We start from the raw sequence: 23,359 nt of genomic DNA, 5'->3' as shown, positions 1-23,359 counted from the left end.
GCCCTCATATCTCCACCTCGCGCCATTGTCCCGGCGCAAGACTCTCGAGCGCCCATTCGCCGATCGACCAGCGCACCAGCCGCAGCGTGGGGTGGCCCACCGCCGCGGTCATCCGCCTGACCTGGCGGTTGCGCCCTTCGCGCAATGTCACCCTCAGCCAACAGTCGGCGACGCTCTTTCGCACCCGGATCGGAGGATCGCGCGGCCACAGTTCGGGCGGATCGATCCGCTCGATCCCGGCAGGCCGCGTCATTCCGTCCTTGAGCCGCACCCCGTCTCGCAGCGCTGCGAGACTGGCTTCGACCGGCTCGCCCTCGACCTGGACCAGATAGGTCTTGGCCAGCTTGTAGCGCGGATCGGCGATCCGGGCCTGCAATCTTCCGTCGTCGCACAATAGCAGCAGGCCCTCGCTGTCGCGGTCGAGCCGGCCTGCAGGATAGACACCGGGCCGGTCGATGAAGTCGGACAGGGTCTGCCGTGCAGTCTCGGACCCGCGATCGGTGAATTGGGAGAGTACCCCATAGGGTTTGTTGAAGGCGATCAGCTGCGCCATATTCGTCCGTTCCTCTGCTCGCCGCCGTGCCGTGCGCCGGGTGCGATCCCATTTCGCGAAGCCTGTTGCAAGCCGCCGGCAGGTTTGCGCATAACGCGATGCAGCCGCCCCAATAACCCGCCCTGTTGGTAAACCCGCCGTTTACTCCTGCTGGCTAAGGTGGCTAGGCAATCGCACCAGGGTCGCACCTGGAACATGAGAGCTGAAGCGCACCGATGAACCAAATAGCCGCCCGGAGGGATCTGGAGGTCGTACTGGCCCTTCCCGACAACGACGGTCCGCATCCGATGGAGCTTTACGACGACGCGGCTGCGCTCGTTCCTATCGGCGCCTGGTCCTGCGAGCTTGCCAGCGAACGGCTCACCTGGACCAATGGCGTGTTCGATATTTTCGGCCTGTCGAGCGAGCACGCCCCCGAACGCCGCGCGGTGGTGGAACTGTTCGGCGAGGAATCGCGCGAGCTACTGGAACGCAAGCGCACGAAGGCGATCCTTTCCCGTTCGGGCTTCACGCTCGATGCGCGCATCATCCGCCCCGATGGGGCCAAGCGCTGGATCCGCATCACCGCCGCCACGCGCGGGGCGAATGGCCGATCCGAAACGCTGTTCGGCATGAAGCAGGACATCACCGAGGACCGTGCGCGGTGGGAAGCGCTGCGGGCGCAGGCGGAATGCGACCCGCTGACCGGGGTCGCCAACCGCGTCCGGTTTCAGCGTTTCCTCGACCAGTCCGAAGACGATGCGCCGAGCGAGTCCGTCGGCGCGCTGGTCCTGTTCGACATGGACGATTTCAAACGGCTCAACGACAGCCGCGGCCATGCCGCTGGAGACGCCTGCCTCGTCGCACTGGGGGAGCGGCTTCGCCATGCTTTCCCGCAGGCGCAGCTGGTCTCGCGGATCGGCGGTGACGAATTCGCCGTGCTCCTGCCCGATTCGCGCTCGCACGCCGAAACCGAGCGTGCGGTGGAGATCCTGATGGCCAGCCTGCTGCGTCCCGTGCCGTGGAACGGTGAATTCCTGCCTCTCAACGTATCGGTAGGACTCGCCTTTCCTGCCATTGATGGCGAATTCGATCCGCAGCAATTGTACGCTGCTGCCGACGAGGCGCTGTACAATGCCAAGGCTACCGGTTCGACCGCCCTCGCCAAAGCCCGCGGCATCGGCGGGAGAACCAGATTTCGCGCAATCGCGCGCCTGTTCTCGACGCGATGGGCGAACCTGGCGACCTCGGCAAGCTAACCCCGAACCCAAGTATTGCTATTGCGAATTATTCTCATTGACGCGATGGGCCGGCACCTATAGCTGGCCGTTTGTGACCCGCAACACGATCCGAACCTGGTATCTGATTCACAGATGGAGCAGCCTGATTTGCACGGCGTTCCTGCTGATGCTGTGCGTAACGGGGCTGCCGCTGATCTTTCACGACGAGATCGACGCCGCGATGGGCGGCGATGCCGAAAGCGCGCTGGCGGGGGCGCCCTCCGCCGAATCCGGCCTCCCGCTCGACACGATGCTCGCGACCGCACTGGCGGAGCGGCCGGGCGAAGTGCCGCTGTTCATGGCCTTCAGCCAGGATAGCCCGCTGCTGACCGTCACCACGGGCCCCGCGCCCGATGCGCCGGGCTCGGAAATGACGCTGCTGTTCTTCGACCGTGCCAGCGGCGCCTCGCTGGGGCCCGCACCGGGCAATGCCCTGATGGACTTCCTGCTGCAGTTGCACACCGACATGTTCCTTGGCCAGCCCGGCATGTGGGTGCTGGGCGCGATGGGCCTGCTGTTCGTGCTCGCGCTGGTCTCGGGCACCGTACTCTACGCTCCCTTCATGCGGCGGCTGTCGTTCGGAACCGTGCGCAAGACCCGCAGCGAGCGGGTCGAGCGGCTCGACCAGCACAATCTCTTCGGCGTGGTCGCGCTGGCCTGGATGGCGGTGATCGGGCTGACCGGGGCGATCAACGCCTTCGCCGATCCGCTGATCGAAGGTTGGCGCGATGGCGAGGTCGCCGCGATGACCGCCGCCTATGCCGATGACGCGCCGCTCCCGCCCGAGCGCTACGGCTCGCTCGACGCGGCGATGGCTGCGGCGCAGGCGGCGCTGCCGGGCAAGAGCCCGCAATTCATCGGCTTCCCCGGCGGCGACTGGTCCTCGGGCCATCACTACGCGATCTTTTTCCAGGGCGACCGCCCGGTGACGCAGCACCTGCTCACCCCGGCGCTGGTCGACGCCGCCACCGGCGAGCTGACCGATGCCCGCAGCATGCCCGCGCTCAACCAGGCGCTGATGATCTCCAAGCCGCTGCATTTCGGCGATTACGGCGGTCTGCCGCTGAAGCTGGTGTGGACGCTGCTGACGCTGGCGACGATCTGGGTGCTGTGGACCGGGCTGCTGCTGTGGTTCCGGCGCCGCCCCGGCGCGATCGAGCGCCGCATCGAGGAAATCCGTACCGGCGCGCGCTCGAAGGTGCCGGGATGAGCCGCGTCTCGCGCCAGAAAACCCGCACCATCTTCGCCTGGCCGCTGGCGCTCGGCGTCGCGACGCTCGCCGGGCTGGTGCTCGGGCTCACCGGCGATGGCCCGCGCGATATCGCGGCCTGGGTGCTGCTCGGCCTCGCCCCGCTTGTGATCCTCGGCGCGCTGCTGCGCCGCACCCCCGATTCATCCTCTTCCCCTCGATAGAAAGCAAAAGACCCATGTCCCCTCTGCCGCGCGTTTCCGCCCTCGCCATCGCCACCACGCTTGCGACCTTCGCCCAGCCCACGCTTGCGCAACAGGCCGAAGAGATCGTCGTCACCGCGCAGGCGGAGAACGCCACCGAAGTGGTCAATGGCGGCGATGCCGGCGCCCTGGGCGACAAGCTCGCCGAAGACCTGCCCTTCACGATCCGCTCCTTCGACGAGAGCCTGATCCTCAACCAGCAGCCGCAGACGCTGGGCGATGTGCTCGACAACGACCCGACGATCCGCACAACCTACGGCTTCGGCAATGCGGCGGAGCAATTCGTGATCCGCGGCTTCCCGCTGTTCGGCGACGATATCGGGCTGAACGGGCTCTACGGCATCGCCCCGCGCCAGCTGATCGCGCCCGAACTGTTCGGCAGCGTGCAGGTGCTGAACGGCGCCAGCGCCTTCCTCAACGGCGCCGCTCCGGGCGGCTCCGGGCTGGGCGGCAGCGTCAATGTCATGCTCAAGCGTGCGGGCAATTCCGATCTCACCCGCGTCACGGTCGGCGCCAGCGAAAGCGCGCGCTATGGCGCCAGCTTCGATGTCGCGCGGCGCTTCGGCGCGAACGGCCAGTGGGGCCTGCGGATCAACGGCGCCTATCGCGATGGCGAGACTGCGATCGACGAGGAATATCGCCGCACGCAGGTGATCGGTGGCGGGCTCGATTACGATGGCGGCGCCTTTCGCGCCGCGCTCGACCTCGCCTATCAGGAAATCCGCGTCGACAATCTGCGGCCCAAGGTGACGGTGGGTACCACCACGATCCCCGCGGTGCCCGAAGCCGATGCGAATTACGCGCAGGATTTCACCTATAGCGAGTTGACCGATGTTTTCGGCACGCTGAGCCTGGAATACGATCTTGCCGACAACGCGCTGGCCTATGCCCGCGCCGGAGCGCGCGACGGGCGCGAGGACGGCATCTATGGCGGTATCACCGTGCTCGATGCCACCACCGGTGCCGCCAATGGCAATGCGCTGTTCGTGCCGCGCACCGACAACAACGAAGCGATCGAGGCGGGGCTGCGCGTCAAGCTGGGCAGCGCGATCACGCAGGAAATCAATTTCGGCGGCAATATCGCCTGGCAGGTAAACCGCAACGCCTACGACTTCCTCTACGGGCCCGGCTTTGCCGGTTACGCCACCAATATCTACGACACGCCGCAGGTCGCGCTGCCCGCATCCACGCTGGTCGGCGGCGATCTCGACGATCCCTATCCCATCACCCGTACGCGGGTGGCCAGCGCCTTTGCCTCGGACACGATCGGGCTGTGGGACGACCGCATCCTGCTGACCGGCGGGCTGCGCCTGCAGGCTCTCAACGTGAAGAGCTACGACTATATCTCGGGCGCGCTGGCGACCGAATATGACGAGAACGCCGTGACCCCCGTCGCCGGCCTGGTGGTCAAGCCGTTCGCCGGGGTCTCGCTTTACGCCAACCGCATCGAAGGGCTGCAGCAAGGTCCGGTCGCGCCGCTCGACCCCGCGCTGGTGACCAATCCGGGCGAGGTCCTCGCACCGCGCCGGACGCTGCAATACGAGGTCGGCGGCAAGTTCGCGCTCGGCGGCATGTTCCTCAGCCTGGGCGCCTATCGCATCGAACGGGCCGGCGAGGGCCTGCTCGCCGATGGCAGCTTCGGCTATCTCGGCGACCAGCGCCACGAAGGGCTCGAATTCACCGCCAATGGCGAGCTCGCACCCGGCCTGCGGCTGATCGGGGGCGCGGCGCTGACCGAGGCCGAGCTCATCGGCGGGGGCGAGGTGCCCGGCGTCCCCGACTTCACCGCCAATGCCGATGTCGAATGGGACCTCGCCTTCGCCCCCGGCTTCACCCTGACCGGGCGCGTCATCCACACGGGCGAGCAATGGGTCGATGCCGCCAACACGCTCGAGCTCGAAAGCTGGACCCGCTTCGATCTCGGCGCGCGCTATGTCTTCGCCGCCAACGAGATCCCGGTCACGCTGCGGCTCTCGGTCGATAATGTCGCCAACGAACGCTACTGGGCCTCGGCCTTCGACGCCTTCTCGGCGGCGCTTTTGCAGGGTTCGCCGCGGACGATCAAGGCGTCGATCTCGGCGGATTTCTGACAGGAAAACCAGCGAAAGAAGGAAATTCGGCGGTTCAAGGCCCTTCGGACATATCCGGAGCGGTCAGGGGCGTCCCGCCCAGAGCCTGCCACAAAAGCACCCGCGCGCGGAGCGCCCGGCCGCGCGCGGCGGCCGCGCGTTCGCCGCTGGCATCGGCCGCGCGGCGCGCCTCGAGCACGGTCAGGAAATCCGATAGCCCCGAGCGGAAGCGCGTTTCCGCCAACCGCGCCGCGCGCTCGACGCTGGCTCGCTCCTGTTGCGCGGCGGCCAATTCGCGATCGGCGGCGGCGACCAGACCGTAACCCGTTTCGGCGTCGCCCAGCGCGGTGAACACCGCATCGCGGTAGGTGGCGAAAGCGAGACGCTTGCTTGCCGCAGCAGCATCGATATCCGCCTGGATGCGCCCGAAATCGAGCAGCGGGCCCAGCAGGCTCCCGCCTGCCGACCCGACGATCGCATCCTCGTCGAACAATCCTCCGAGATCGAAGGACAGCAGGCCGAGCGCCGCGGAGAGCGTCAATTGCGGAAACCGCCGCGCGGCGGTGGCCGCGAGCTCGGCATCCTCGGCCGCCAGATTGGCCGCCGCTGCCAGCACGTCGGGGCGGTTGGCGAGAAGTTCGCTTGGGAGGGCCACGGGCGGCGCGGGTCCGACCGGAGCAACGGGCGAAGATCGAAGCGCCTCGATCACGCGCTGGCCGGGCTGGCCCGTCAATGTGACCAACCGACCGACGATCCGGGCGCGTTCGCTGGACAATGCCGCGATCCGGCTGCGGCTCGCCGCCGCCGCGCCTTCCGCCCGGACGCGATCGAAGCCCGGCGCGATACCGGCGCGTTCGCGCACCCCGGCCAATCGCATCAATTCGCCAGCAGCGGCGAGGTCCTGTTCCAGCGCGGTCTGGCGCGCGGCGAGCGTACGCCAGTCGATTACCGCGGCGGCGATCTCCGCCAGCAAGGCATTGCGCACCGCCGCGGCTTCAAACCCCGCCGCATCCAGCCGCGCCTGCGCCGCTTCCTCGCGGGCGCGCAGCCGTCCGAACAGGTCCACATCCCAACTGGCAGTGACATTGGCACCGTAGCGGACCCGCTCGGTATCGATCGCGGCGCCCGGAGGCAGCGTGGTTCCGAACTGGTCGGGATTGGTCCGCACTCCCGCAACCGAAGCATCGACCCCGATGGAGGGCAGGCGCTCGGCGCCGGTCCGGGCGACGCCTGCACGCGCGATCTCGATCCGCGCGGCGGCCTGAGCCAGCGTCGGGGCATCGAGCAGGGCCAGCGCGGTAAGGCCGGTATAGGCAGGATCCTCCGAAGGCAGCAGCGCGGCTAACGACCCGCCGGTGGCGGCATCGGGCGCAAAGGCAAAGCTTTCGGACAAAGGCGGGGGCGCCGTATCGATATCGGGCGCAGGACCGGCGACACAGGCGCCCAAGGTCAGCACCGACGCAAGGACGAGCAGGCGAGCGCTCATCGCGCCGCGCCCTCGCCTGCGCCCTCGCCCTCAGCCCGGCGGCCTGCGCTGTCGCGCGCCGGGATAAAGGCATCGACCTGCTGGCCCACCCGGAACAGCCCGTCGGCGTCGGGCAGTTCGTAGATGATCTGCAGCACCCGGACATCGACCCGTTCGGCGGCGCTGTTGGTCAGCGAGCGCTTGGGCACCACCCGCGGTTCGGCGCGGACGAAGCGCGCCTTCACCTGACGCTCCGCCGCACCGCGCGGCGAGACGATCGCCGATTCGCCAAGCGCGACACGGGGCGCCTGCTCTTCGTCGACATCGATGCGGATATGCAGCGGGCGGGTCTCGCCCATCTCGATGAAGGCCTGCGAGCCCCCGCCGCCCATGGTCGAGAGATATTCGCCGGGCCTGATGTTGACCGCGAGAATCTCGCCCGCGATCGGTGCGCGGACGGTGGCGCGGCCCAGTTCGGTCTGCGCGCTGCCGACCTGCGCCTGCGCGCTGGCGAGCCTTGCCTGTGCCGCCGCGAGCCGGGCCTCGGCCAGCTGCCGGCGTTCGCGCGCCGCATTCGCCTCGCCCTCGGCGCGGATGACTTCGGCACGGCTGACCGCCGCGGGATCCTCGACCTCCCGGTAGAGCCCAAGCTGGCGCCCGGCGGTGGTTTCGGCGCTGCGTGCTTCGGCAATCGCGGCGCGGGCCTCGGCGATGGCCGCGCGCGCCTCGCCGACCGCGGCCCCGGTTTCTGCGATCCGCGACCGGAGCGCGCGGGTGTCGACCACGAACAGCGGCTGCCCCTTGGCGACATAGTCGCCGGGCTGCACGCGCAGATCGGTCACCAGACCCGACAGCGCGGTGCCCACCTGGATCGTCTCGCTCGAAGGCTCGACCACGCCCGCGCCAGCGACCCGCGGCGAACCCGCCAGCTCGCCCGTCGCGCGCGGCGGTTCGCGGTCCGGCTCCTCGAGTTGGCGATCGGGGAGGCCGGAGCCGACGAAGATCGCCGCCCCGACCAGGCCGATCACAGCGATGATCGGCAGGCCCTGGCGCGAAAAACTGAAATTCTCGGGTAATATCGCCATCAGTGGTCCTCCGGCATGGTTGTGCCATCATGCGTAATCCGCCCGTCCTCCAGCACCAGGATACGGTCGGCGAGATCGAAAACGCGGTTGTCGTGGGTAACGATGATGCAGGCGCGATCCTCCGCCACCGCGACTTCGCGCAGCAGGTCCATCACCCGGCGGCCCGAGCGGGCATCGAGCGCGGCGGTGGGCTCGTCGCAGACCACCAGCCGGGGTTCGTGGACCAGCGCGCGGGCGATCGCGACGCGTTGCTGCTGGCCGCCCGAGAGCTGGTTGGGCAGTTTGTCGACCTGGTCGCCGATATTGAGCTTTTCCATCATCGCCACCGCGCGCTCGCGCGCTTCGAGCCGGTCCATTCCCTGCGCGATCAGCGGCACCGCGGCGTTCGAGGCGGCATCGATCGACGGGATGAGGTTGTACTGCTGGAAGATGAAACCGATGTTGTTGAGGCGAAACTCGACCAGCTGGGTGTCGGTGAGATTGTAGATGTCGGTACCGAACACCTCGACCTCGCCCTGGGTCGGCCACAGGATCCCGCACATGATCGAGATCAGCGTCGTCTTGCCCGAACCGCTCTCTCCGACGAGATAGGTCAGTTCGCCCGCTTGCACGTCGAGATCGATGCCGTGGAGCACGGTGATGGTCTGCTGCCCCGCCTTGAAATCGCGGGTGACGGCGCGCGTGCTGATTGCGGCACCGGCGGGGGTGGAGGCGCTCACCGGAACACCGAGGCGGGTTCGGTCTTGAGGACGTTGCGCAGCGCCAGCCAGCCGGTCAGCGCCAGGATCAGCGTGACCGCGGCGAGACTGACCAGCGGCACCTGCCACGGGATGTAGAACCCCTTGAAGGTGGGATTGGCGGAGAAGCCCCAGATGAAGGCCACGGTGCCGAGCACCCCAAGGCCATAACCGACCAGCCCTACCAGTGCCGCCTGGCTGGCGACCATGCCGCGGATCTTGGCGTTGGTGACCCCGATCGCCTTCAATGCCCCGAACTGCTTGATGTTGTCGCGGATGAAGAGGCTGAAGGTCAGCCCGACGATCGCCACGCCAACGATGAAGCCGAGCATCACGGTAATCCCGAAATTGAGCGGGATGCCGGTGTTCTGGATGATGAAATCCACGCCGTCCTGCGCAAACTGGTCGCGGGTTCGAGCGCGCAGGCCGGTCAGTTCGGTGATGCGCTCGGTCAATTCGGCGGGTGTTGTCCCGTCCGACGCGCCGACCAGCACGAAACTCATCCGGTTGCGCGTCCCGGGCACGTAGTTCAGCGCCCGGCTGTATTTGGTATAGAGCGTGACCTGGCTGGTGAAGCTGGGGATGGCATCGGCAATACCCAGGATGACCGCACGCTGATCGTTGAGCTCGAGCCGCTGGCCGATCGGGTTCTGGCCGGCTTCGAACATTCGCGTCGTGCCGACATCGTCGATGATGACGCTGTCGGGTTGCGACAGGACATCGGCGCTGCCTTGCGCCATTCGCTTGGGCAGGCCGATCAGCGTCGCATCGTCGACCCCGATCACGCTTACGCCCTCCAGATCGCCATCGCCGCTGCGCACCGAGGCATTGGCGCGCAAGTGCGGCACCGCCCATTCGACACCCGGGACGCTGCGCACCTTGTCGAGCGCGGTCGAGGGCATCGGAAAATTGACATCGGTGGTGCGGCTGACCTCGTCCATCACCCAGACATCGGCGGTGGGGACGTTGTAGACCCCGCTCGCCCCGCGCTCGACGAGATTGACGAAGATCGTCAACTGCTGGGTGATCAGCAGCGTCGAAAACGCAATTCCGAACACCAGGCCATAGAATTTCTGCTTGTCGCCGGTCAGCATGCGGATCGCGATCCAGAGCATACGTTGAAATACCCCCGTCTGGCTGGGGGGCTTGTCGGATCGACCCGCACCCGCCATTACTGAACGACAGCGTTTAAATGAACGGAGCCGTTCACTTTGTCAAGCAGTCAGGGCATCAAGCAGGGCCGACCCACCGATCTCGCCAAACACGAGGCGATCCTGCGGACCGCCGGACGCAGTTTTTTCGATGTCGGCTTCGCCGCCACCTCGATCGAACAGGTCGCCGCCGATGCGGGCGTGTCCAAGGTGACGGTCTACAATCACTTCGGCGACAAACGCGGGCTCTTCACCGCCGCGGTCGAGGCCGAATGCGAGCGGCTGCGCGACCATTTCTCGATAGCTCCCGCCGAAGGCGCCGATCTGCGCGCCCGATTGACCGCGATCGGCGAGGCGATGTCGGCTTTCCTCTCACGCCCCGAGATGGTCCAGTTCGAGCGCCGCATTGCCGCAGAGACCGAGCAGGAACCGGCGATCGGAGAGGCCTTTCTTGCCGCCGGGCCGCACCGGATGAAGGCGGGGTTCGCCGCGCTGCTCTCGGCGATGAATGCCGCGGGCGAAGTCGCGATCGACGATCCCGATCTGGCGGCGGAGCAGTTCGCGGCGATGTGCAAGGGCATGGGCGATCTCGACCGCCGCTTCGGCATGCCCAAGGACGAGGCGCGCGACCGCGAACGGATCGACGGCGCGGTCGAGGTCTTCTGCCGGGCCTACGCAACCGGCTGACCGGGCTGGAATATTAGCTCCATTCCTGCGGCAATTCGCAGGCGGTCGGAAGCTTGCGACAGAGGCGCGAAACGCATCTCGAGGTCCCGAAAAAAGCTCCATTCTCCATACCGCCGCGTTTGCGCGGAGCGAGTGTCCCACCCCATTCATTGCTCCGGGCGCTGATTGGGGGGCCTGTGGCATTCACCAGGGAGAGCATCGGCGAACGCCTGTTCGAGAGTGTCGGACGATCCTATCGCGATCTGCCAGCCACGCTCGAAGCCCTGGCCTGCGCGATGGTGTCGCATGGCAGGCTTCATTCGCTGACGATGCAGATCGACACAATCGGCGTGCTTTCGGTGGAGCGTCAGGCCCGGGGGCTCGGATCGTGCTGGGAAGCGCCCTCGGGCCAGCCTCCCGGAACAGTGATTGCGGGCAAGCCGGGAGGGTCGCCGGGAGCAGAATTCACAGTTGAGATTACCTACGCCGGTCGCTCGCTGGGCTGGATGCATCCCCGAACAATTGCGCCAACCGATACCGCGAGCCTGCTGTCCGAACTTCTGCCACAGTTCGCGCGGCAATGCGGCCGCCTGGTCATGCGCGACCGGCTCGAGCAATGGTCGCTGGGACGGTTGGGCCAGCCGCTGCGCCTGATTGGGCTGAGCAGCGCGATGCGCGATCTGGACCGGTTCGTGGAAGCCGCCTCGGCGAGTCCGCTACCGGTGCTACTGCAGGGCGAATTCGGGACCGAGAAGCTGGCCGCCGCTGCCGCGATCCATTGCTGCGGGCCGCAGGCTGAAAAGCCCTTCGTCGCCGTGGATTGCAGCGATCCGGACAGTGCCGCTTGCGAATGGCTCGACCGAGCCAAGGACGGAACTCTCTACCTCTCTGCCATCGACCGTCTGTCGCTGCCGATGCAATCCGCCCTGCTCCGGCACCTTCCTTCCCGCCTCGCGCTCTGGACGCACACCGGCATGCAACGCGCGCCCCGCATCATCGCCTCGACCACACTGGAACTGCCGCGGCTCGTGACCGAGGGGCGCTTCTCGCGGGAGCTGGCGAGCGAGCTGTCGGTCCTGGAAGCCAGAGTGCCCCCCTTGCGCGAACGCAGGGGCGATATCGATGCGCTTGCCCGCGATACGATCACCCGGTTGGGTTATGATGCGGATCGCAAGCTTTCAGACGAGCTCATAGAAGCCTGCCTTGCCTACGACTGGCCGGAGAACCTGGCCGAGATCGAGCGCCTGCTGGGACGGTTGGCAACAATGACCGGCACCGCGCCGATCGGTGCGCGCGATATTCGGCGGCATGCCCCTGCAATGGCACCAGATTCGCAGACAGACTCGGCGCAAGCGATTGTCGAGTGGCCCGCGCCCACGGTCACCGCGCTCGACAGATGGGCCTCGCGCGCCCTCGATCCTCGGGACGAGTTTCCCGATCTTGACGGAGCTCTGGCCAAGGCCATGCGCCATCTTGGCGTGAGCTTCGCGGAGCCAATAGATCTCGCCGAACTCGCGGCGATCGGCGGGGTGGCGTCCTCGCGGATGAGCGACTGGCTGGCGCATGCGATGATCGATCTCGAGCGGGTGGTGATGAACCCCGACGTGCAGCCGCATGTCCGGTTCTTCCTCAAGGGCGGGCGCGCGCTGGCCTATCTGTTCGGTCGGCCTCAGGATGGCGCCAATGACTGGGATAGCCAGGTCCTGATCAATCCCGACCTGCCAGCAGACGAATGGTACGAGGTCTACCGCAAGGTTTCCAACCGGCTCCTCGTCGCGCTGATGCGCAAGAAGGCCGAATTCTACTCGCTGCTCAACGCCAATGCCGCGCCGCTGATCAACCTCCCGCTGCCGGTCGGCGTACCGGTCGATCCGTTCGACGATGCCGCCCCCGATCCCGGCACGATGCCCGAGACGCCCGACGAGGATCGGGACGAGGACGACGAGGAGACGCCCTTCAGCCGGAGCTGCAAGGCCGAGCTGATCGATGTCGGAATGCCGCGCCGCGACACGATCGAATGCCGCGAGCAATGGGTCCAGCTCGCGCAGGATATCATCCGCCCGACGGAGGGCATGCCGATCCCCGGCTATGCCTATTACATCGACGAATATCTCACCATGGTGCGCGAGTATTTCGCGACCGCCTACGACATGGACATCGAGCCGTTGCTCGCAGCCGAGTTCGCCGAATATTTCATCGAATGGATGCCGCAGGCCGAAGCGCTTACCGACCAGGAAGCCCGCGCCCGCTTCCGACTGTCGGTCGATGCCGCGCCGATGGCCGATGCGATCGGCTTCGGCCAGTGACTTTCGGCCCGGCTGCAGGCGCATGTCGCGGGGCGGGCGGCGCTGATCGCGGCCCAGCGCGACGCGATCGACGAGCTGGTCCGTGCGCTCTACGCCGCGTGGATTTTCGACCAGCGCAACGAATACGAACTGCAGCTGGCGATCGGCGGGAGCCTCGCCGCAGCGCTCCATGCAGACTACCAGAATGCCCGGGGAGCGACGCTTGAACCCGTCAGCAAGATCACCATCGGGCTCTACTACACCGACCGCGCGATCGATCCGGCGGTGGCGATCGAGCTGGTCAAGCCGCTGCTCGCCGGCTTCGTCGCGCCGCAGCCCGGCGCTCTCTTCGAGATGGATGACAGCCATCTCGGGAAATTGCTGCTGTTCGCGGCCGATCCCGAGACGATCGAGCCGTTCGGACCCTATCAGCCGCTGGTGATCGAGATCGTGGCGAAGCGGGTCCGCGTGCGGCCGCTGATCAGCTTCATCTGGGGGCTTCCGGTGCTCAGCCTGCGCGATCTCATCATCGAATATCAGACCCGCGCCGCGCATGTGGTGGAATTCGCGATGCGCGGCGTGCTCCGCAAGACCGCGCGCGCGCTTACCGATATGCTGATGAAGGTGCGGCAATAGGCGCCCAAATGCCCCCTATGCTTGCAGCAGCGTGATAAGCCGCTAACCCCACCCCGGTGCCAACAGCGACGGGAATTGCAGTGAGCGACGAGTGGGTCATCGGCATTATCGGCGGATCGGGTCTCTACGCCATCGAGGCGCTGGAAGACGAGCAATGGATTCCGGTCCAATCGCCTTGGGGCGAGCCGTCCGATGAAATTCTCTGCGGCCGGATCGGCCATGTCCAAATCCGCTTCCTGCCGCGCCATGGCCGAGGGCACCGCGTACTGCCCGGCCAGCTCAACGCGCGCGCCAATATCGATGCGCTGAAACGTGCGGGCTGCACCGATATCCTCGCGATCTCGGCGGTCGGCTCGCTGAGCGAGGAGCTGCCGCCGGGCAGCTTCGTCCTGGTCGACCAGTTCATCGACAACACCAGGGGCCGCCCCTCGACCTTCTTCGACAATGGCTTCGTCGCGCATGTCGCGATGGGCGATCCGGTGTGCGAGCGGCTGACCGATCTCACCGCCAAGGCGGTCGAGCAGGCGGGCGGCGAGGCAAAGCGCGGCGCCACCTATCTGGCGATGGAAGGCCCGCAGTTCTCGACCCGCGCGGAGAGCAAGCTCTATCGCCAATGGGGCGCGCAGGTCATCGGCATGACCGGGATGCCCGAAGCCAAGCTCGCGCGCGAGGCCGAGCTTCCCTATGCGCTGCTCGCAATGGTCACCGATTGGGACAGCTGGCGCGACGGCGAGGCGGCGGTCGATGTCGGATCGATCATGGCGCAGATGGAAGCCAATGGCGCACTGGCGCGCAGGACGGTGGAGGAGCTGGTTCGTTCGCTCCCGCCCCGGCGCGAACCCTCGCCGATCGACCGCGCGCTGGACTTCGCGGTGATTACCGCACCCGAGCAGCGCGATCGCGGGCTGATGGCAAAACTCGATGCGGTGGCGGGACGGTTGTTCGCGCAGGACCGGGGCTGATTTGCAGGATCTGCTGGTCATAGGCGGCGGCATCAACGGCGTGGGCATTGCCCGCGACGCCGCCGGGCGCGGGCTGTCGGTCACCTTGTGCGAAAAGGACGACCTCGCCTCGCACACCTCATCGGCCAGCACCAAGCTGGTTCATGGCGGATTGCGCTATCTCGAACAGTACGAGTTCCGGCTGGTCGCCGAGGCGCTGCGCGAACGCGAGGTGCTGCTGAAAGCCGCACCGCATATCATCTGGCCGCTGCGCTTCGTGCTGCCTCACGACAAGGGCCTCCGCCCTGGCTGGATGCTGCGTATCGGGCTGGCGCTCTACGACACCATCGGCGGGCGGCGCAGCCTCCCGCGCAGCCGCGGGGTGGACCTCACCCGGCCACCGCATGGCGGCGTGCTGCAGGACCGGCTGACCCGCGGGTTCGAATATTCGGACTGCTGGGTGGAGGACGCGCGGCTGGTGGTGCTGTGCGCGATGGACGCCCGCGATCGCGGCGCACAAATCCTCACGCGGACCGAATGCATCGCGCTCGAACGGCACCCGTCGCACTGGCGCGCGACCTTGCGCAGCGCGGACGGGACCACGCGGATCGTCGAAGCGCGCGCGCTCGCCAATGCGGCGGGGCCCTGGGTGGACGCGGTCGCCCGCAACGCGCTGGGCGCAGGCACTCCCGCGCGTCTCAGGCTGGTCAAGGGCAGCCACATCATCGTCCCGCGCAAATATCCCGGCGAGCACGCCTATATCTTCCAGAACGGCGACGGGCGGGTGGTCTTCGCCATCCCCTACGAACGCGAGTTCACGCTGGTGGGCACCACCGACCAGCTGTTCGAGGGCGATCTCGACAGCGTGCGTATCTCGCGGGAGGAGCGCAATTATCTGCGCGAGGCCGCCGGGGAGTATTTCAAAAGCGGTATCTCGGACAACGAGATCGTGTCCACCTACGCCGGCGTGCGCCCGCTCTACGAGGACAGTTCGGCCAAGAATTCCACCGTGACGCGCGACTATGTGTTCGAGCTGGAAGCGAAGGACGGGGCGCCGATCCTCTCTATCTATGGCGGCAAGATCACCACCTTCCGCAAGCTGGCCGAACACGCGCTGGGCAAGCTCGCAACACATCTGCCCATGGGTCAGAAGTGGACCCGCGAGGCGCCGCTGCCGGGTGGCGAGATGGCGGATTTCGCCGCTTTCCTGTGGCGCGCGGGCGAACGCTACGCCTGGATGCCACCCGAGATGTTGCTGCGACTGGCCCGCGCCTATGGGACAAGGATCGACCGGGTCGTCGGCACCGCCGACGGGCTCGACCGGCTGGGCGATCATTTCGGTGGCGATCTTTACGAAGCGGAGCTGCGCTACCTCGTGAAAGAGGAATTCGCGCGGACGCCCGAAGACATCCTCTGGCGGCGCAGCAAGCTCGGCCTGCACCTGCCGGCGGAAACGGAACGGCGCGTCGCGGATTGGTTGGACAAGCAGGGCGGCGACTCCGCTTGATTGCCCGCGCGAGCGGGTCCAAGGGCCGCCCGATACCGCACATGTTGTCGCAAATCGAACATTCGAGTTTCCTTCCCATGGCCCGTAACGACCCCACCACGCTTCTCGACCGCCACTCCGTCCGCCTCGCCTATCGACAGGACGAGAAAGAGTGCGTCGCGGAACGGCTGACACAGGCCCTGCCAGCTGCCGAATTGCACGAGGAGGCGCAGGCGCTCGCGATCGTGCTGGTCGAAGGCGCCCGGCGCCAGAAGCCGAGCGGCATCGATGCCTTCCTGCACCAGTTCGGTCTCGCCACCGAGGAAGGCATCGCGCTGATGTGCCTTGCCGAAGCCCTGCTGCGCGTCCCCGACAGCCGCACCGCCGATGCGCTGATCCGCGACAAGATCGGCGATATCGAGTGGTCGGAGCATCTCGGCGAATCGAGTTCGACCTTCGTCAACGCCGCAACCTTCTCGCTGATGCTCACGGGCGAAGTGCTCGAACGGCCCGAAGAGCAGCAGCGCGGTCTGGCGCGGACCTTCAAGAGCACCATGAACCGCCTTGGCGAACCGGTGATCCGCAAGGCGACGCTGCAGGCGATGCGTATTCTCGGCGGCCAGTTCGTCTTCGGGCGGACCATGACCGAAGCGCTCAAGCGCGCCGCCCCGGAACGCGCTCGTGGCCTCACCCACAGCTTCGACATGCTGGGCGAAGCGGCGATGACCTATGCCGATGCCGACCGCTATCGCCTCGCCTATGAAGGCGCGATCGAACGGCTGGCGAAAGAGGCGGGCGCCGGCGTTCACGGCTCGCCGGGCATCTCGGTCAAGCTTTCCGCGCTCTATCCCAAATACGATTTCTTCCACCGCGAGGCCGCAATCGAGGCGCTGGTCCCGATCCTGCGCGATCTGGCGGGCAAGGCGCGCGATGCCGACATCCATTTCACCATCGATGCCGAGGAAGCCGAACGGCTCGAACTCTCGCTCGACATTCTCGAGGCGCTGGTCGCCGACGACACGCTGTTCGCCAATGGCACCACCAGCGGCTGGACCGGTTTCGGCCTCGCGATCCAGGCCTATCAGAAGCGCGCCGCGCCGCTGTGCGACTGGACCGCCAAGCTCGCGCGGCGCCACGGCCGCCAGCTGTTCGTCCGGCTGGTCAAGGGTGCCTATTGGGATACCGAGATCAAGCTGAGCCAGGTGGGCGGCTACAAGGATTTCCCGGTTTTCACCCGCAAGGTTGCGACCGATGTCTCCTATCTCGCCTGCGCCGAGCGGCTGCTGGCAGCGGGCGATGCGATCTACCCGGCCTTCGCCACCCACAACGCCTATACGGTGGGCGCGATCAAGGCGCTCGCGCGCAGCCATTCGCGCGAGGGCGGCTTCGAGTTCCAGCGGCTGCACGGCATGGGCGAGGACGTTTATGGCGCGCTCGCCAAGCATGAGGGCAACGCGCGCACCCCGGTGCGGATCTATGCGCCGGTGGGCAGCCACAAGGATCTGCTTGCCTATCTCGTGCGCCGCCTGCTCGAGAACGGCGCGAATTCCAGCTTCGTCAACCGCATGGCCGATGCCGACGTGCCCGCCGCGGATCTCGCGACCGACCCGGTGGCCGAGCTCGCCGCGCTCGAGCCCAAGCGCAATCCCGACATTCCGCTGCCGGGCGACATCTTCCCCGACCGCATCAACAGCGCGGGCGTCGATCTGGGCGATCCGCTGGTGCGCGAACCGCTGATCGAACGGCTCGAAAAATTGCGCGGCCACCGCTGGCACGCCGAGCCGACCTTTCACTTCGAGGACCAGGAAGGCGAGGTCGCGCCGATCACCAAGCCGCACGACCTCACCGTCGAGGTCGGCACACGGCGCGACACGCTGCCCGAAGAGGTCGAGCAGGCCATCCGGATCGCCGAGGCGGTGCAGCCGGGCTGGAACGCGCTGGGCGGCGAAAAGCGCGCGCTGCTGCTCGAGGAAGCGGCCGATCTGTTCGAGGCGCACACCGACGAATTCATCTCTCTGTGCCAGCGCGAGGCAGGCAAGACCCTGCCCGATGCGGTGCTGGAGCTGCGCGAGGCAGTCGATTTCCTCCGCTTCTATGGCGGCGAGGCGCGTCGGCTGTTCTCGGGCTCGTTCGCGCTGCCCGGACCGACTGGCGAGGAAAACCGCCTGACCATGGCCGGGCGCGGCGTCTTCGCCACCATCTCGCCGTGGAATTTCCCGCTCGCGATCTTCATCGGCCCCGCCGCCGCGGCGCTCGCCGCCGGCAACAGCGTGGTCGCCAAGCCTGCCGAGCAGACCCCGCTGATCGCCGCGCTGGCGGTCAAGCTGTGTCACCGGGCAGGCATCCCGCGCGAGGTGTTCCAGCTGCTCCCCGGCGCGGGCGAGGTCGGCCAGTTCATCACCTCCGATCCGCGCATCGCGGGCGTATCCTTCACCGGATCGACCGAGACCGCGCAGGCGATCAACCGGTCGCTGGCCGCGCGCGACGGCCCCATCGCCACCTTCATCGCCGAAACCGGCGGCCAGAACGCGATGATCGTCGACAGCTCGGCGCTGCCCGAGCAGGTGACGCGCGATGTCGTCGCCTCGGCTTTCCAGAGCGCGGGCCAGCGCTGTTCGGCGCTGCGGATGCTCTATATCCAGGACGAGGTCTTCGACGAGATGGTGACCATGATTCGCGGCGCCTTCGAGGCGCTGGTGATCGGCGACCCGGCCGAACTCGCTACCGATGTCGGCCCGGTGATCGATCCGGACGCCAAGGCCGCGCTCGAACGCCACGTCGCACGCCGCCGCAAGAACGGACGCACCGTGTGGCGGCGCAAGCTTCCGCGCGGCGTGGCCAATGGCTGCTTCGTCGCTCCCACCATCATCGAGTTGGAATCGATTTCCGACCTGCGGCGCGAGAACTTCGGCCCGGTGCTCCATGTCGCGCGTTTCAAGGCGAGCGAACTCGAGAAGGTGGTCGATGACATCAACGCCACCGGATACGGGCTCACGCTCGGTCTCCACAGCCGGATCGAGACGACGCGCGAATTCGTCGAGGCACGCGCCCGGGTCGGCAATTTCTACGTCAACCGCAACCAGATTGGCGCGGTGGTAGAAAGCCAGCCGTTCGGCGGCGAAGGCCTGTCGGGAACCGGGCCGAAGGCGGGCGGGCCGCATTACGTCGCGCGCTTCGCCACGGAACGGGTGGTCTGCATCGACACCACCGCGGCGGGCGGGAACGCCAGTCTGCTCGCGGGTTGACGCACGCCAGCAGGAGTTTTCATTGAAGGTTAAAGCGGCCCTGGGTTAGAGGCTTTGCCATGGCACGTCTTCTCCAGCTCGCACTCGCCCTCACCGCTTTTTTCTGGGCTGCCGCCGCGTCGGCAGAAATCCGGGTGACCTTCCACAGCTTCGACGGTTCGGTGCTGTTCGGCCGCTATCCACACACCTTCGTGTCGCTGGAAGGCGAACTGAAAGACGGGACGCCGATCAAGGAGAATTACGGCTTTTCTGCCAAAAGTGCCTCGCCCGCAGTGCTGGCCGGACCGGTCGAGCATGTGATCCTGACCGAGAGGGACAAATGGATCGACCGGACCAACCAGCATTTCACGCTCACCATCGATGATGCGAAATACTGGGCGATCCGCAAGGAAGTGGCGCGCTGGCGCGATGCGCCTGGCAAGTTCTACAGCCTCGACACCCGCAATTGCATCCATTTCGTCGGCGCGATCGCGCAGATCGTCGGGGTGCGGGTGACCTATCCCGAGGACATGCTGCGCCGCCCCAAAAAATGGCTCAACCATGTCACCGCGAGGAACCCGCAGCTGCGCGCGCCGCAGATCGATTAGGGAAAAGCGCAGGCACGAGGCTTGCGCGGCGACGCCGGGTGAAGGATCGTCGGCGCATGGCGATTCTTTCCGACAAGTGGATCCGCTCCAAGGCGCAGGCCGAGGGCATGATCGAACCCTTCACCGAGGCGCAGCGGCGCGATGGCTGCATTTCCTACGGGCTGAGCTCCTACGGCTATGACGCGCGCGTCGCCGACGAGTTCAAGATTTTCACCAATGTGGATTCGACGATCGTCGACCCCAAGCAGTTCGACCCACGTAGCTTCGTCGACCGCCAGACCGATGTCTGCATCATCCCGCCCAACAGTTTCGCGCTGGCCCGGACGGTCGAATATTTCCGCGTGCCCGAGGACGTGCTGGTTATCTGCCTGGGCAAATCGACCTATGCGCGCTGCGGGATCATCGTCAACGTCACCCCGCTCGAACCGGGCTGGGAAGGCCATGTCACGCTGGAGTTTTCCAATACCACCCCGCTTCCTGCAAAGATCTACGCCAACGAAGGCGCCTGCCAGTTCCTGTTCCTCCAGGGCAACGAGCGCTGCGAGACCAGCTATCGCGACCGCGCGGGCAAATACATGGGCCAGCGCGGGGTCACCCTGCCCAAGCTTTAGCAAAGCGGCCCTGACGCTACGGTTTTGACACCGCCTCTCGGCGCGCGCATTCTGCGCTCAACGGGAGAGCGAGATGAGCAAGAGCACCGCCGAATTCGATATCGTGGTCTATGGGGCGACCGGCTACACAGGGCGGCTGGTCGCAGAACATTTCCTGCGCGAATATGGCGACGGCCCCGACGCGCCCAAATGGGCGATGGCGGGGCGCAGCCTGGCCAAGCTCGAAGCGGTGCGCGACGAAATCGGCGCGCCCGCCACCACCCCGCTGGTGGTCGCCGATGCCGACAGCAAGTCCGACCTGCTCGCGATGTGCAACCGCACGAAAGTCGTGCTCACCACGGTCGGCCCCTACCAGCTCTATGGCGATGCGCTGGTCGCGGCCTGCGTCGAGACCGGCACCGATTATGCCGATCTGTGCGGCGAGCCTGCCTGGATGCGCGAGCAGATCGACCTCCACCACGAGGCCGCCAAGGCCAGCGGCGCGCGGATTTGCTTCTCCTCGGGCTTCGATTCGATCCCCTTCGATCTGGGCGTGCTGATGCTGCAGGAGCATGCGCTGGCGACCCGCGGCAAACCTGCCCCGTCCATTCGCGGCCGCGTCCGGTCGATGAACGGGACCTTTTCGGGCGGCACCGCTGCAAGCCTCGGCGCGACGATGAAGGCCGCCGCGACCAACCCGAAAATCATCGGCCTGCTGCGTTCGCCCTTCGCGCTGACCCCGGGGTTCGAGGGGCCCGACCAGCCATCGGGCATGGTGCCGCATTACGAGGAGGACTTAGGCAAATGGGCCGCGCCCTTCGTGATGGCGGCGATCAACACCAAGAACGTCCACCGCACCAATTTCCTGCTCGGCCACCGCTATGGCGCCGATTTCCGCTATGACGAGATGGTGCTCACCAGCCCGGGCGAAGCGGGCAAGAAGGCCGCCGATGCGATGCTGGAGCTGCTCAAGAACCCGTTCGGCGCCAAGCCGCCCAAGCCCGGCGAAGGCCCCACGCCCGAGGAACGCGAGAACGGCTCCTACGATGTCCTGCTGGTAGGCGATTTTCCCGACGAGGCCTCGATCCGCTACGGGGTCAAGGGCCGCTACGATCCGGGCTATGGCTCGACCAGCCGGATGATCGCGGAAACCGGGATGGGGCTGCTGGAGAACCCCGGCGATGGTGGAGTCGGAACTCCCGGCTCCTTCCTCGGCAAAGCACTGGTCGAACGGCTCGAAAGCCGCGCCGCGCTCACCTTCGCATTGGAAAGTTGAACCGGAAAGGTTCGGTGCCGGACCATTCCCCGAAAGGGAGGATCGACGGCAAGTCAATGGAGCGGGCGAGGCGATTCGAACGCCCGACCCCAACCTTGGCAAGGTTGTGCTCTACCCCTGAGCTACGCCCGCTCACTGACGCTCCCGAACGGTCGAACCGTCGGTGGGAGGCGCGCGATTAGCAGCGGCACCCCATGCGTGCAAGGCAAAAATCGCCGCCTTGCCCTTCCCGCATCCGGGCTTCACATTGGCGCGCGAGGCCCCACATGGGGCGCAGGAAATTCCCGTTTTTCGAAAGGACGCGACACGTGGCGAGCATGGCTCTGAGCATAGACGAACAGAAGGCCGTCGACCGGTTCCGCACCGAAGTGGTCGAACCCTCGATGTCGAAACTCGTCATCCTCGACTTCTGGGCCGAATGGTGCGGGCCTTGCAAGGCACTGACCCCGGTGCTCGAGAAGGTGGCAGCCGAATATGCCGACAAGGGCGTGATGCTGGCGAAGGTCAATGTCGATGAAGAGCAGTTCATCGCCAGCCAGTTCCAGGTCCGCTCGATCCCCACGGTCTATGCGATGTTCCAGGGCCAGCCGGTCGCCGACCTGACCAGCGCGCGCGGCGAAAGCCAGATCAAGCAGATGCTAGATCAGCTGCTCGAGAAACTGCCGCTGGGCGAAGCCGCGAGCGATCCCGCGGCAAAGCAGGAGCAGGATGTCGCGCAATTCATCAGCATGGGCGAACAGGTGCTGTCCGAAGGCGACGCCGGGCGCGCCGCCGGCATATTCGCGCAGGTGATCGAAATGGCGCCCGACAATGGTGCTGCGCAGGCCGGTCTGGTTCGCTCGCTGGTCGAGGCGGGACGGATCGAGGAAGCACAGCACGCAATGGCTGCTGCCTCGGAACAGAACCCCGCGCTCGTCGAGGATCCGCAGTTCAACGCCGCCAGGACCGCGCTCGAACTGGCCGCCAACGCCCCTGACGAGGCTGAACTCGCTGGCTTGCGCGACAAGGCTCAGGCCGGGGCGATGGAAGACCGGCTCGCTTATGCCGAGGCGGCATTTGCCGCCGGCCAGCGCGATCCCGCTGCCGACGAACTGCTCGCCATGATCGAGGCCGATCGCGAATGGAGCGAGGGCGCCGCCCGGGCCAAGTTGCTGCAGATCTTCGAGGCGGTGGGTCTGGAAGACCCCTGGGTGGTCGCCACCCGTCGCCGTCTCTCGCGCCTGCTGTTCGGCTGAGCGGAGCAGCGCGCGTGCGGCTCTCGATCTTCCCGCTTCCCGGCGCGATCCTCTTCCCCGGAATGCAGCTCCCGCTGCATATCTTCGAGGAGCGCTACCGCGCGATGACCAGCGACGCGCTGGCGCGCGACCGGCGGATCGCGTTGATCCAGCCCCTGCGCGGCGGCGACCATTCGCCGCTCTATTCGGTCGGCTGCATCGGCAAGATCGGCGAGGTCGAGGCGCTCGATGACGGGCGTTACAATCTCATCCTCGAGGGGGAGAGCCGTTTCCGGCTGCTGCGCGAACTGGATGTCACCACCCCGTTCCGCCAGGTCGAGGGCGAACCGATCGTCGATGCGCGCGATGCCTATCTCTCGAGCGTCGAGCGCGCAGGCTTCGAGCAGGAAGCGCGCCGCTTCGCTGATATGCAGGGCTACAGCGTCGACTGGGACTCGGTCGAACGGCTAGACGATGAGGCGCTGGTCAACGGCGTCTCGCAGATCGCGCCCTTCGACGTGGCGGCCAAGCAGGCGCTGCTCGAGGCGGACGATCTTTCGACCCGCTGCGAGCTCTTGATCCAGCTGATGCAGTTCTTCGCTCTGCGCGATGGCGGCGACGACAAGGTCACGCTGCAGTAGCCTGCGGTTAGGCCGCCGGGA

20 protein-coding genes and 1 tRNA gene are annotated in these 23,359 nt (G+C 66.7%); 15 read left to right on the top strand and 6 right to left on the bottom strand.

The window, feature by feature from the left end; all coding sequences use genetic code 11:
* Positions 1-4: 4 nt before the first annotated feature.
* Positions 5-553 carry a pseudouridine synthase gene (locus tag ACWIKC_RS01265; RefSeq protein WP_454598334.1) on the bottom strand — a complete coding sequence of 183 codons (549 nt, stop codon included), beginning with the start codon at positions 551-553 and terminating at the stop codon, positions 5-7.
* A 215-nt stretch (positions 554-768) separates the two neighbouring features.
* On the opposite strand from ACWIKC_RS01265, the gene ACWIKC_RS01260 reads away from it, so the two are divergent.
* From ACWIKC_RS01260 to ACWIKC_RS01245, 4 genes are all read left to right on the top strand, one after another.
* On the top strand, positions 769-1,791 hold the full coding sequence (locus tag ACWIKC_RS01260; protein ID WP_454598333.1) for a GGDEF domain-containing protein: 1,023 nt from the start codon (positions 769-771) through the stop codon (positions 1,789-1,791).
* 73 nt (positions 1,792-1,864) lie between these two features.
* Positions 1,865-3,022 (top strand): PepSY-associated TM helix domain-containing protein, encoded by a 1,158-nt coding sequence (locus tag ACWIKC_RS01255; RefSeq protein WP_454598332.1) that lies wholly within the window; start codon positions 1,865-1,867, stop codon positions 3,020-3,022.
* Positions 3,019-3,225, top strand: a complete 207-nt coding sequence (locus ACWIKC_RS01250; protein ID WP_454598331.1) for a hypothetical protein — start codon at positions 3,019-3,021, stop codon at positions 3,223-3,225. Before ACWIKC_RS01255 ends, ACWIKC_RS01250 begins: the two co-directional genes overlap by 4 nt.
* Before the next feature lie 14 nt (positions 3,226-3,239).
* The gene (locus tag ACWIKC_RS01245) at positions 3,240-5,354 is read left to right on the top strand and encodes a TonB-dependent receptor (protein ID WP_454598330.1); all 2,115 of its coding nucleotides are present in this window, start codon (positions 3,240-3,242) and stop codon (positions 5,352-5,354) included.
* 34 nt (positions 5,355-5,388) lie between these two features.
* Here the strand turns inward: ACWIKC_RS01245 and ACWIKC_RS01240 are convergent, their stop codons facing one another.
* From ACWIKC_RS01240 to ACWIKC_RS01225, 4 genes are read right to left on the bottom strand one after another with little or no spacing between them, the layout of a single operon-like run.
* Complete coding sequence (locus tag ACWIKC_RS01240; protein ID WP_454598329.1) at positions 5,389-6,819, bottom strand: efflux transporter outer membrane subunit; 1,431 nt, start codon at positions 6,817-6,819, stop codon at positions 5,389-5,391.
* Positions 6,816-7,883, bottom strand: coding sequence for an efflux RND transporter periplasmic adaptor subunit (locus ACWIKC_RS01235; RefSeq protein WP_454598328.1), 1,068 nt, complete (start codon positions 7,881-7,883; stop codon positions 6,816-6,818). Before ACWIKC_RS01235 ends, ACWIKC_RS01240 begins: the two co-directional genes overlap by 4 nt.
* On the bottom strand, positions 7,883-8,602 hold the full coding sequence (locus ACWIKC_RS01230) for an ABC transporter ATP-binding protein (protein ID WP_454598327.1): 720 nt from the start codon (positions 8,600-8,602) through the stop codon (positions 7,883-7,885). The genes ACWIKC_RS01235 and ACWIKC_RS01230 overlap by 1 nt, the downstream gene beginning before the upstream one ends.
* Positions 8,599-9,735: an ABC transporter permease gene (locus tag ACWIKC_RS01225; protein ID WP_454598326.1), complete on the bottom strand. Its 1,137-nt coding sequence runs from the start codon at positions 9,733-9,735 to the stop codon at positions 8,599-8,601. Before ACWIKC_RS01225 ends, ACWIKC_RS01230 begins: the two co-directional genes overlap by 4 nt.
* Before the next feature lie 96 nt (positions 9,736-9,831).
* Here ACWIKC_RS01225 and ACWIKC_RS01220 point away from each other — a divergent pair, with 96 nt between their 5' ends.
* From ACWIKC_RS01220 to ACWIKC_RS01180, 9 genes are all read left to right on the top strand, one after another.
* Positions 9,832-10,458, top strand: a complete 627-nt coding sequence (locus tag ACWIKC_RS01220; protein ID WP_454598325.1) for a TetR/AcrR family transcriptional regulator — start codon at positions 9,832-9,834, stop codon at positions 10,456-10,458.
* Positions 10,459-10,634: 176 nt separating this feature from the next.
* Entirely contained in the window at positions 10,635-12,743 is a 2,109-nt protein-coding gene (locus tag ACWIKC_RS01215; protein WP_454598324.1) for a sigma-54-dependent transcriptional regulator, read from the top strand.
* Positions 12,744-13,007: 264 nt separating this feature from the next.
* Entirely contained in the window at positions 13,008-13,358 is a 351-nt protein-coding gene (locus ACWIKC_RS01210) for a hypothetical protein (RefSeq protein WP_454598323.1), read from the top strand.
* Positions 13,359-13,438: 80 nt separating this feature from the next.
* Positions 13,439-14,320, top strand: coding sequence for an S-methyl-5'-thioadenosine phosphorylase (gene mtnP / locus ACWIKC_RS01205; RefSeq protein WP_454599522.1), 882 nt, complete (start codon positions 13,439-13,441; stop codon positions 14,318-14,320).
* The gene (gene glpD, locus ACWIKC_RS01200; RefSeq protein WP_454598322.1) at positions 14,280-15,806 is read left to right on the top strand and encodes a glycerol-3-phosphate dehydrogenase; all 1,527 of its coding nucleotides are present in this window, start codon (positions 14,280-14,282) and stop codon (positions 15,804-15,806) included. The genes mtnP and glpD overlap by 41 nt, the downstream gene beginning before the upstream one ends.
* Positions 15,807-15,883: 77 nt before the next feature.
* Positions 15,884-19,030: a bifunctional proline dehydrogenase/L-glutamate gamma-semialdehyde dehydrogenase PutA gene (gene putA / locus ACWIKC_RS01195; protein WP_454598321.1), complete on the top strand. Its 3,147-nt coding sequence runs from the start codon at positions 15,884-15,886 to the stop codon at positions 19,028-19,030.
* Positions 19,031-19,089: 59 nt separating this feature from the next.
* Complete coding sequence (locus ACWIKC_RS01190) at positions 19,090-19,617, top strand: hypothetical protein (protein ID WP_454598320.1); 528 nt, start codon at positions 19,090-19,092, stop codon at positions 19,615-19,617.
* Between the two features lie 56 nt (positions 19,618-19,673).
* Positions 19,674-20,228, top strand: a complete 555-nt coding sequence (gene dcd / locus ACWIKC_RS01185; RefSeq protein ID WP_454598319.1) for a dCTP deaminase — start codon at positions 19,674-19,676, stop codon at positions 20,226-20,228.
* A gap of 73 nt (positions 20,229-20,301) precedes the next feature.
* Positions 20,302-21,483, top strand: coding sequence for a saccharopine dehydrogenase family protein (locus ACWIKC_RS01180; protein ID WP_454598318.1), 1,182 nt, complete (start codon positions 20,302-20,304; stop codon positions 21,481-21,483).
* 57 nt (positions 21,484-21,540) lie between these two features.
* Here ACWIKC_RS01180 and ACWIKC_RS01175 read toward each other — a convergent pair.
* Positions 21,541-21,615: transfer RNA gene (locus ACWIKC_RS01175), tRNA-Gly, on the bottom strand.
* Between the two features lie 185 nt (positions 21,616-21,800).
* Between ACWIKC_RS01175 and ACWIKC_RS01170 the strand changes: the two genes are divergently transcribed.
* Together ACWIKC_RS01170 and ACWIKC_RS01165 are read left to right on the top strand one after the other, a co-directional pair.
* Positions 21,801-22,718, top strand: a complete 918-nt coding sequence (locus tag ACWIKC_RS01170) for a tetratricopeptide repeat protein (protein WP_454598317.1) — start codon at positions 21,801-21,803, stop codon at positions 22,716-22,718.
* Positions 22,719-22,732: 14 nt separating this feature from the next.
* Positions 22,733-23,338, top strand: coding sequence for an LON peptidase substrate-binding domain-containing protein (locus tag ACWIKC_RS01165; RefSeq protein ID WP_454598316.1), 606 nt, complete (start codon positions 22,733-22,735; stop codon positions 23,336-23,338).
* The last annotated feature ends 21 nt before the right edge of the window (positions 23,339-23,359 follow it).

Source organism: Qipengyuania sp. SM2507, assembly GCF_053714505.1.
This window is presented reverse-complemented; position numbering and strand designations above follow the sequence as displayed.

What these genes read in the sequence shown, in the direction of transcription:
- ACWIKC_RS01265 (WP_454598334.1), bottom strand. Translation starts at nt 553, where the DNA reads ATGGCGCAGCTGATCGCCTTCAACAAACCCTATGGGGTACTCTCCCAA.
- ACWIKC_RS01260 (WP_454598333.1), top strand. Translation starts at nt 769, where the DNA reads ATGAACCAAATAGCCGCCCGGAGGGATCTGGAGGTCGTACTGGCCCTT.
- ACWIKC_RS01250 (WP_454598331.1), top strand. Translation starts at nt 3,019, where the DNA reads ATGAGCCGCGTCTCGCGCCAGAAAACCCGCACCATCTTCGCCTGGCCG.
- ACWIKC_RS01245 (WP_454598330.1), top strand. Translation starts at nt 3,240, where the DNA reads ATGTCCCCTCTGCCGCGCGTTTCCGCCCTCGCCATCGCCACCACGCTT.
- ACWIKC_RS01240 (WP_454598329.1), bottom strand. Translation starts at nt 6,819, where the DNA reads ATGAGCGCTCGCCTGCTCGTCCTTGCGTCGGTGCTGACCTTGGGCGCC.
- ACWIKC_RS01235 (WP_454598328.1), bottom strand. Translation starts at nt 7,883, where the DNA reads ATGGCGATATTACCCGAGAATTTCAGTTTTTCGCGCCAGGGCCTGCCG.
- ACWIKC_RS01225 (WP_454598326.1), bottom strand. Translation starts at nt 9,735, where the DNA reads ATGCTCTGGATCGCGATCCGCATGCTGACCGGCGACAAGCAGAAATTC.
- glpD (WP_454598322.1), top strand. Translation starts at nt 14,280, where the DNA reads ATGCGGTGGCGGGACGGTTGTTCGCGCAGGACCGGGGCTGATTTGCAG.
- putA (WP_454598321.1), top strand. Translation starts at nt 15,884, where the DNA reads ATGGCCCGTAACGACCCCACCACGCTTCTCGACCGCCACTCCGTCCGC.
- ACWIKC_RS01190 (WP_454598320.1), top strand. Translation starts at nt 19,090, where the DNA reads ATGGCACGTCTTCTCCAGCTCGCACTCGCCCTCACCGCTTTTTTCTGG.
- dcd (WP_454598319.1), top strand. Translation starts at nt 19,674, where the DNA reads ATGGCGATTCTTTCCGACAAGTGGATCCGCTCCAAGGCGCAGGCCGAG.
- ACWIKC_RS01180 (WP_454598318.1), top strand. Translation starts at nt 20,302, where the DNA reads ATGAGCAAGAGCACCGCCGAATTCGATATCGTGGTCTATGGGGCGACC.
- ACWIKC_RS01170 (WP_454598317.1), top strand. Translation starts at nt 21,801, where the DNA reads ATGGCTCTGAGCATAGACGAACAGAAGGCCGTCGACCGGTTCCGCACC.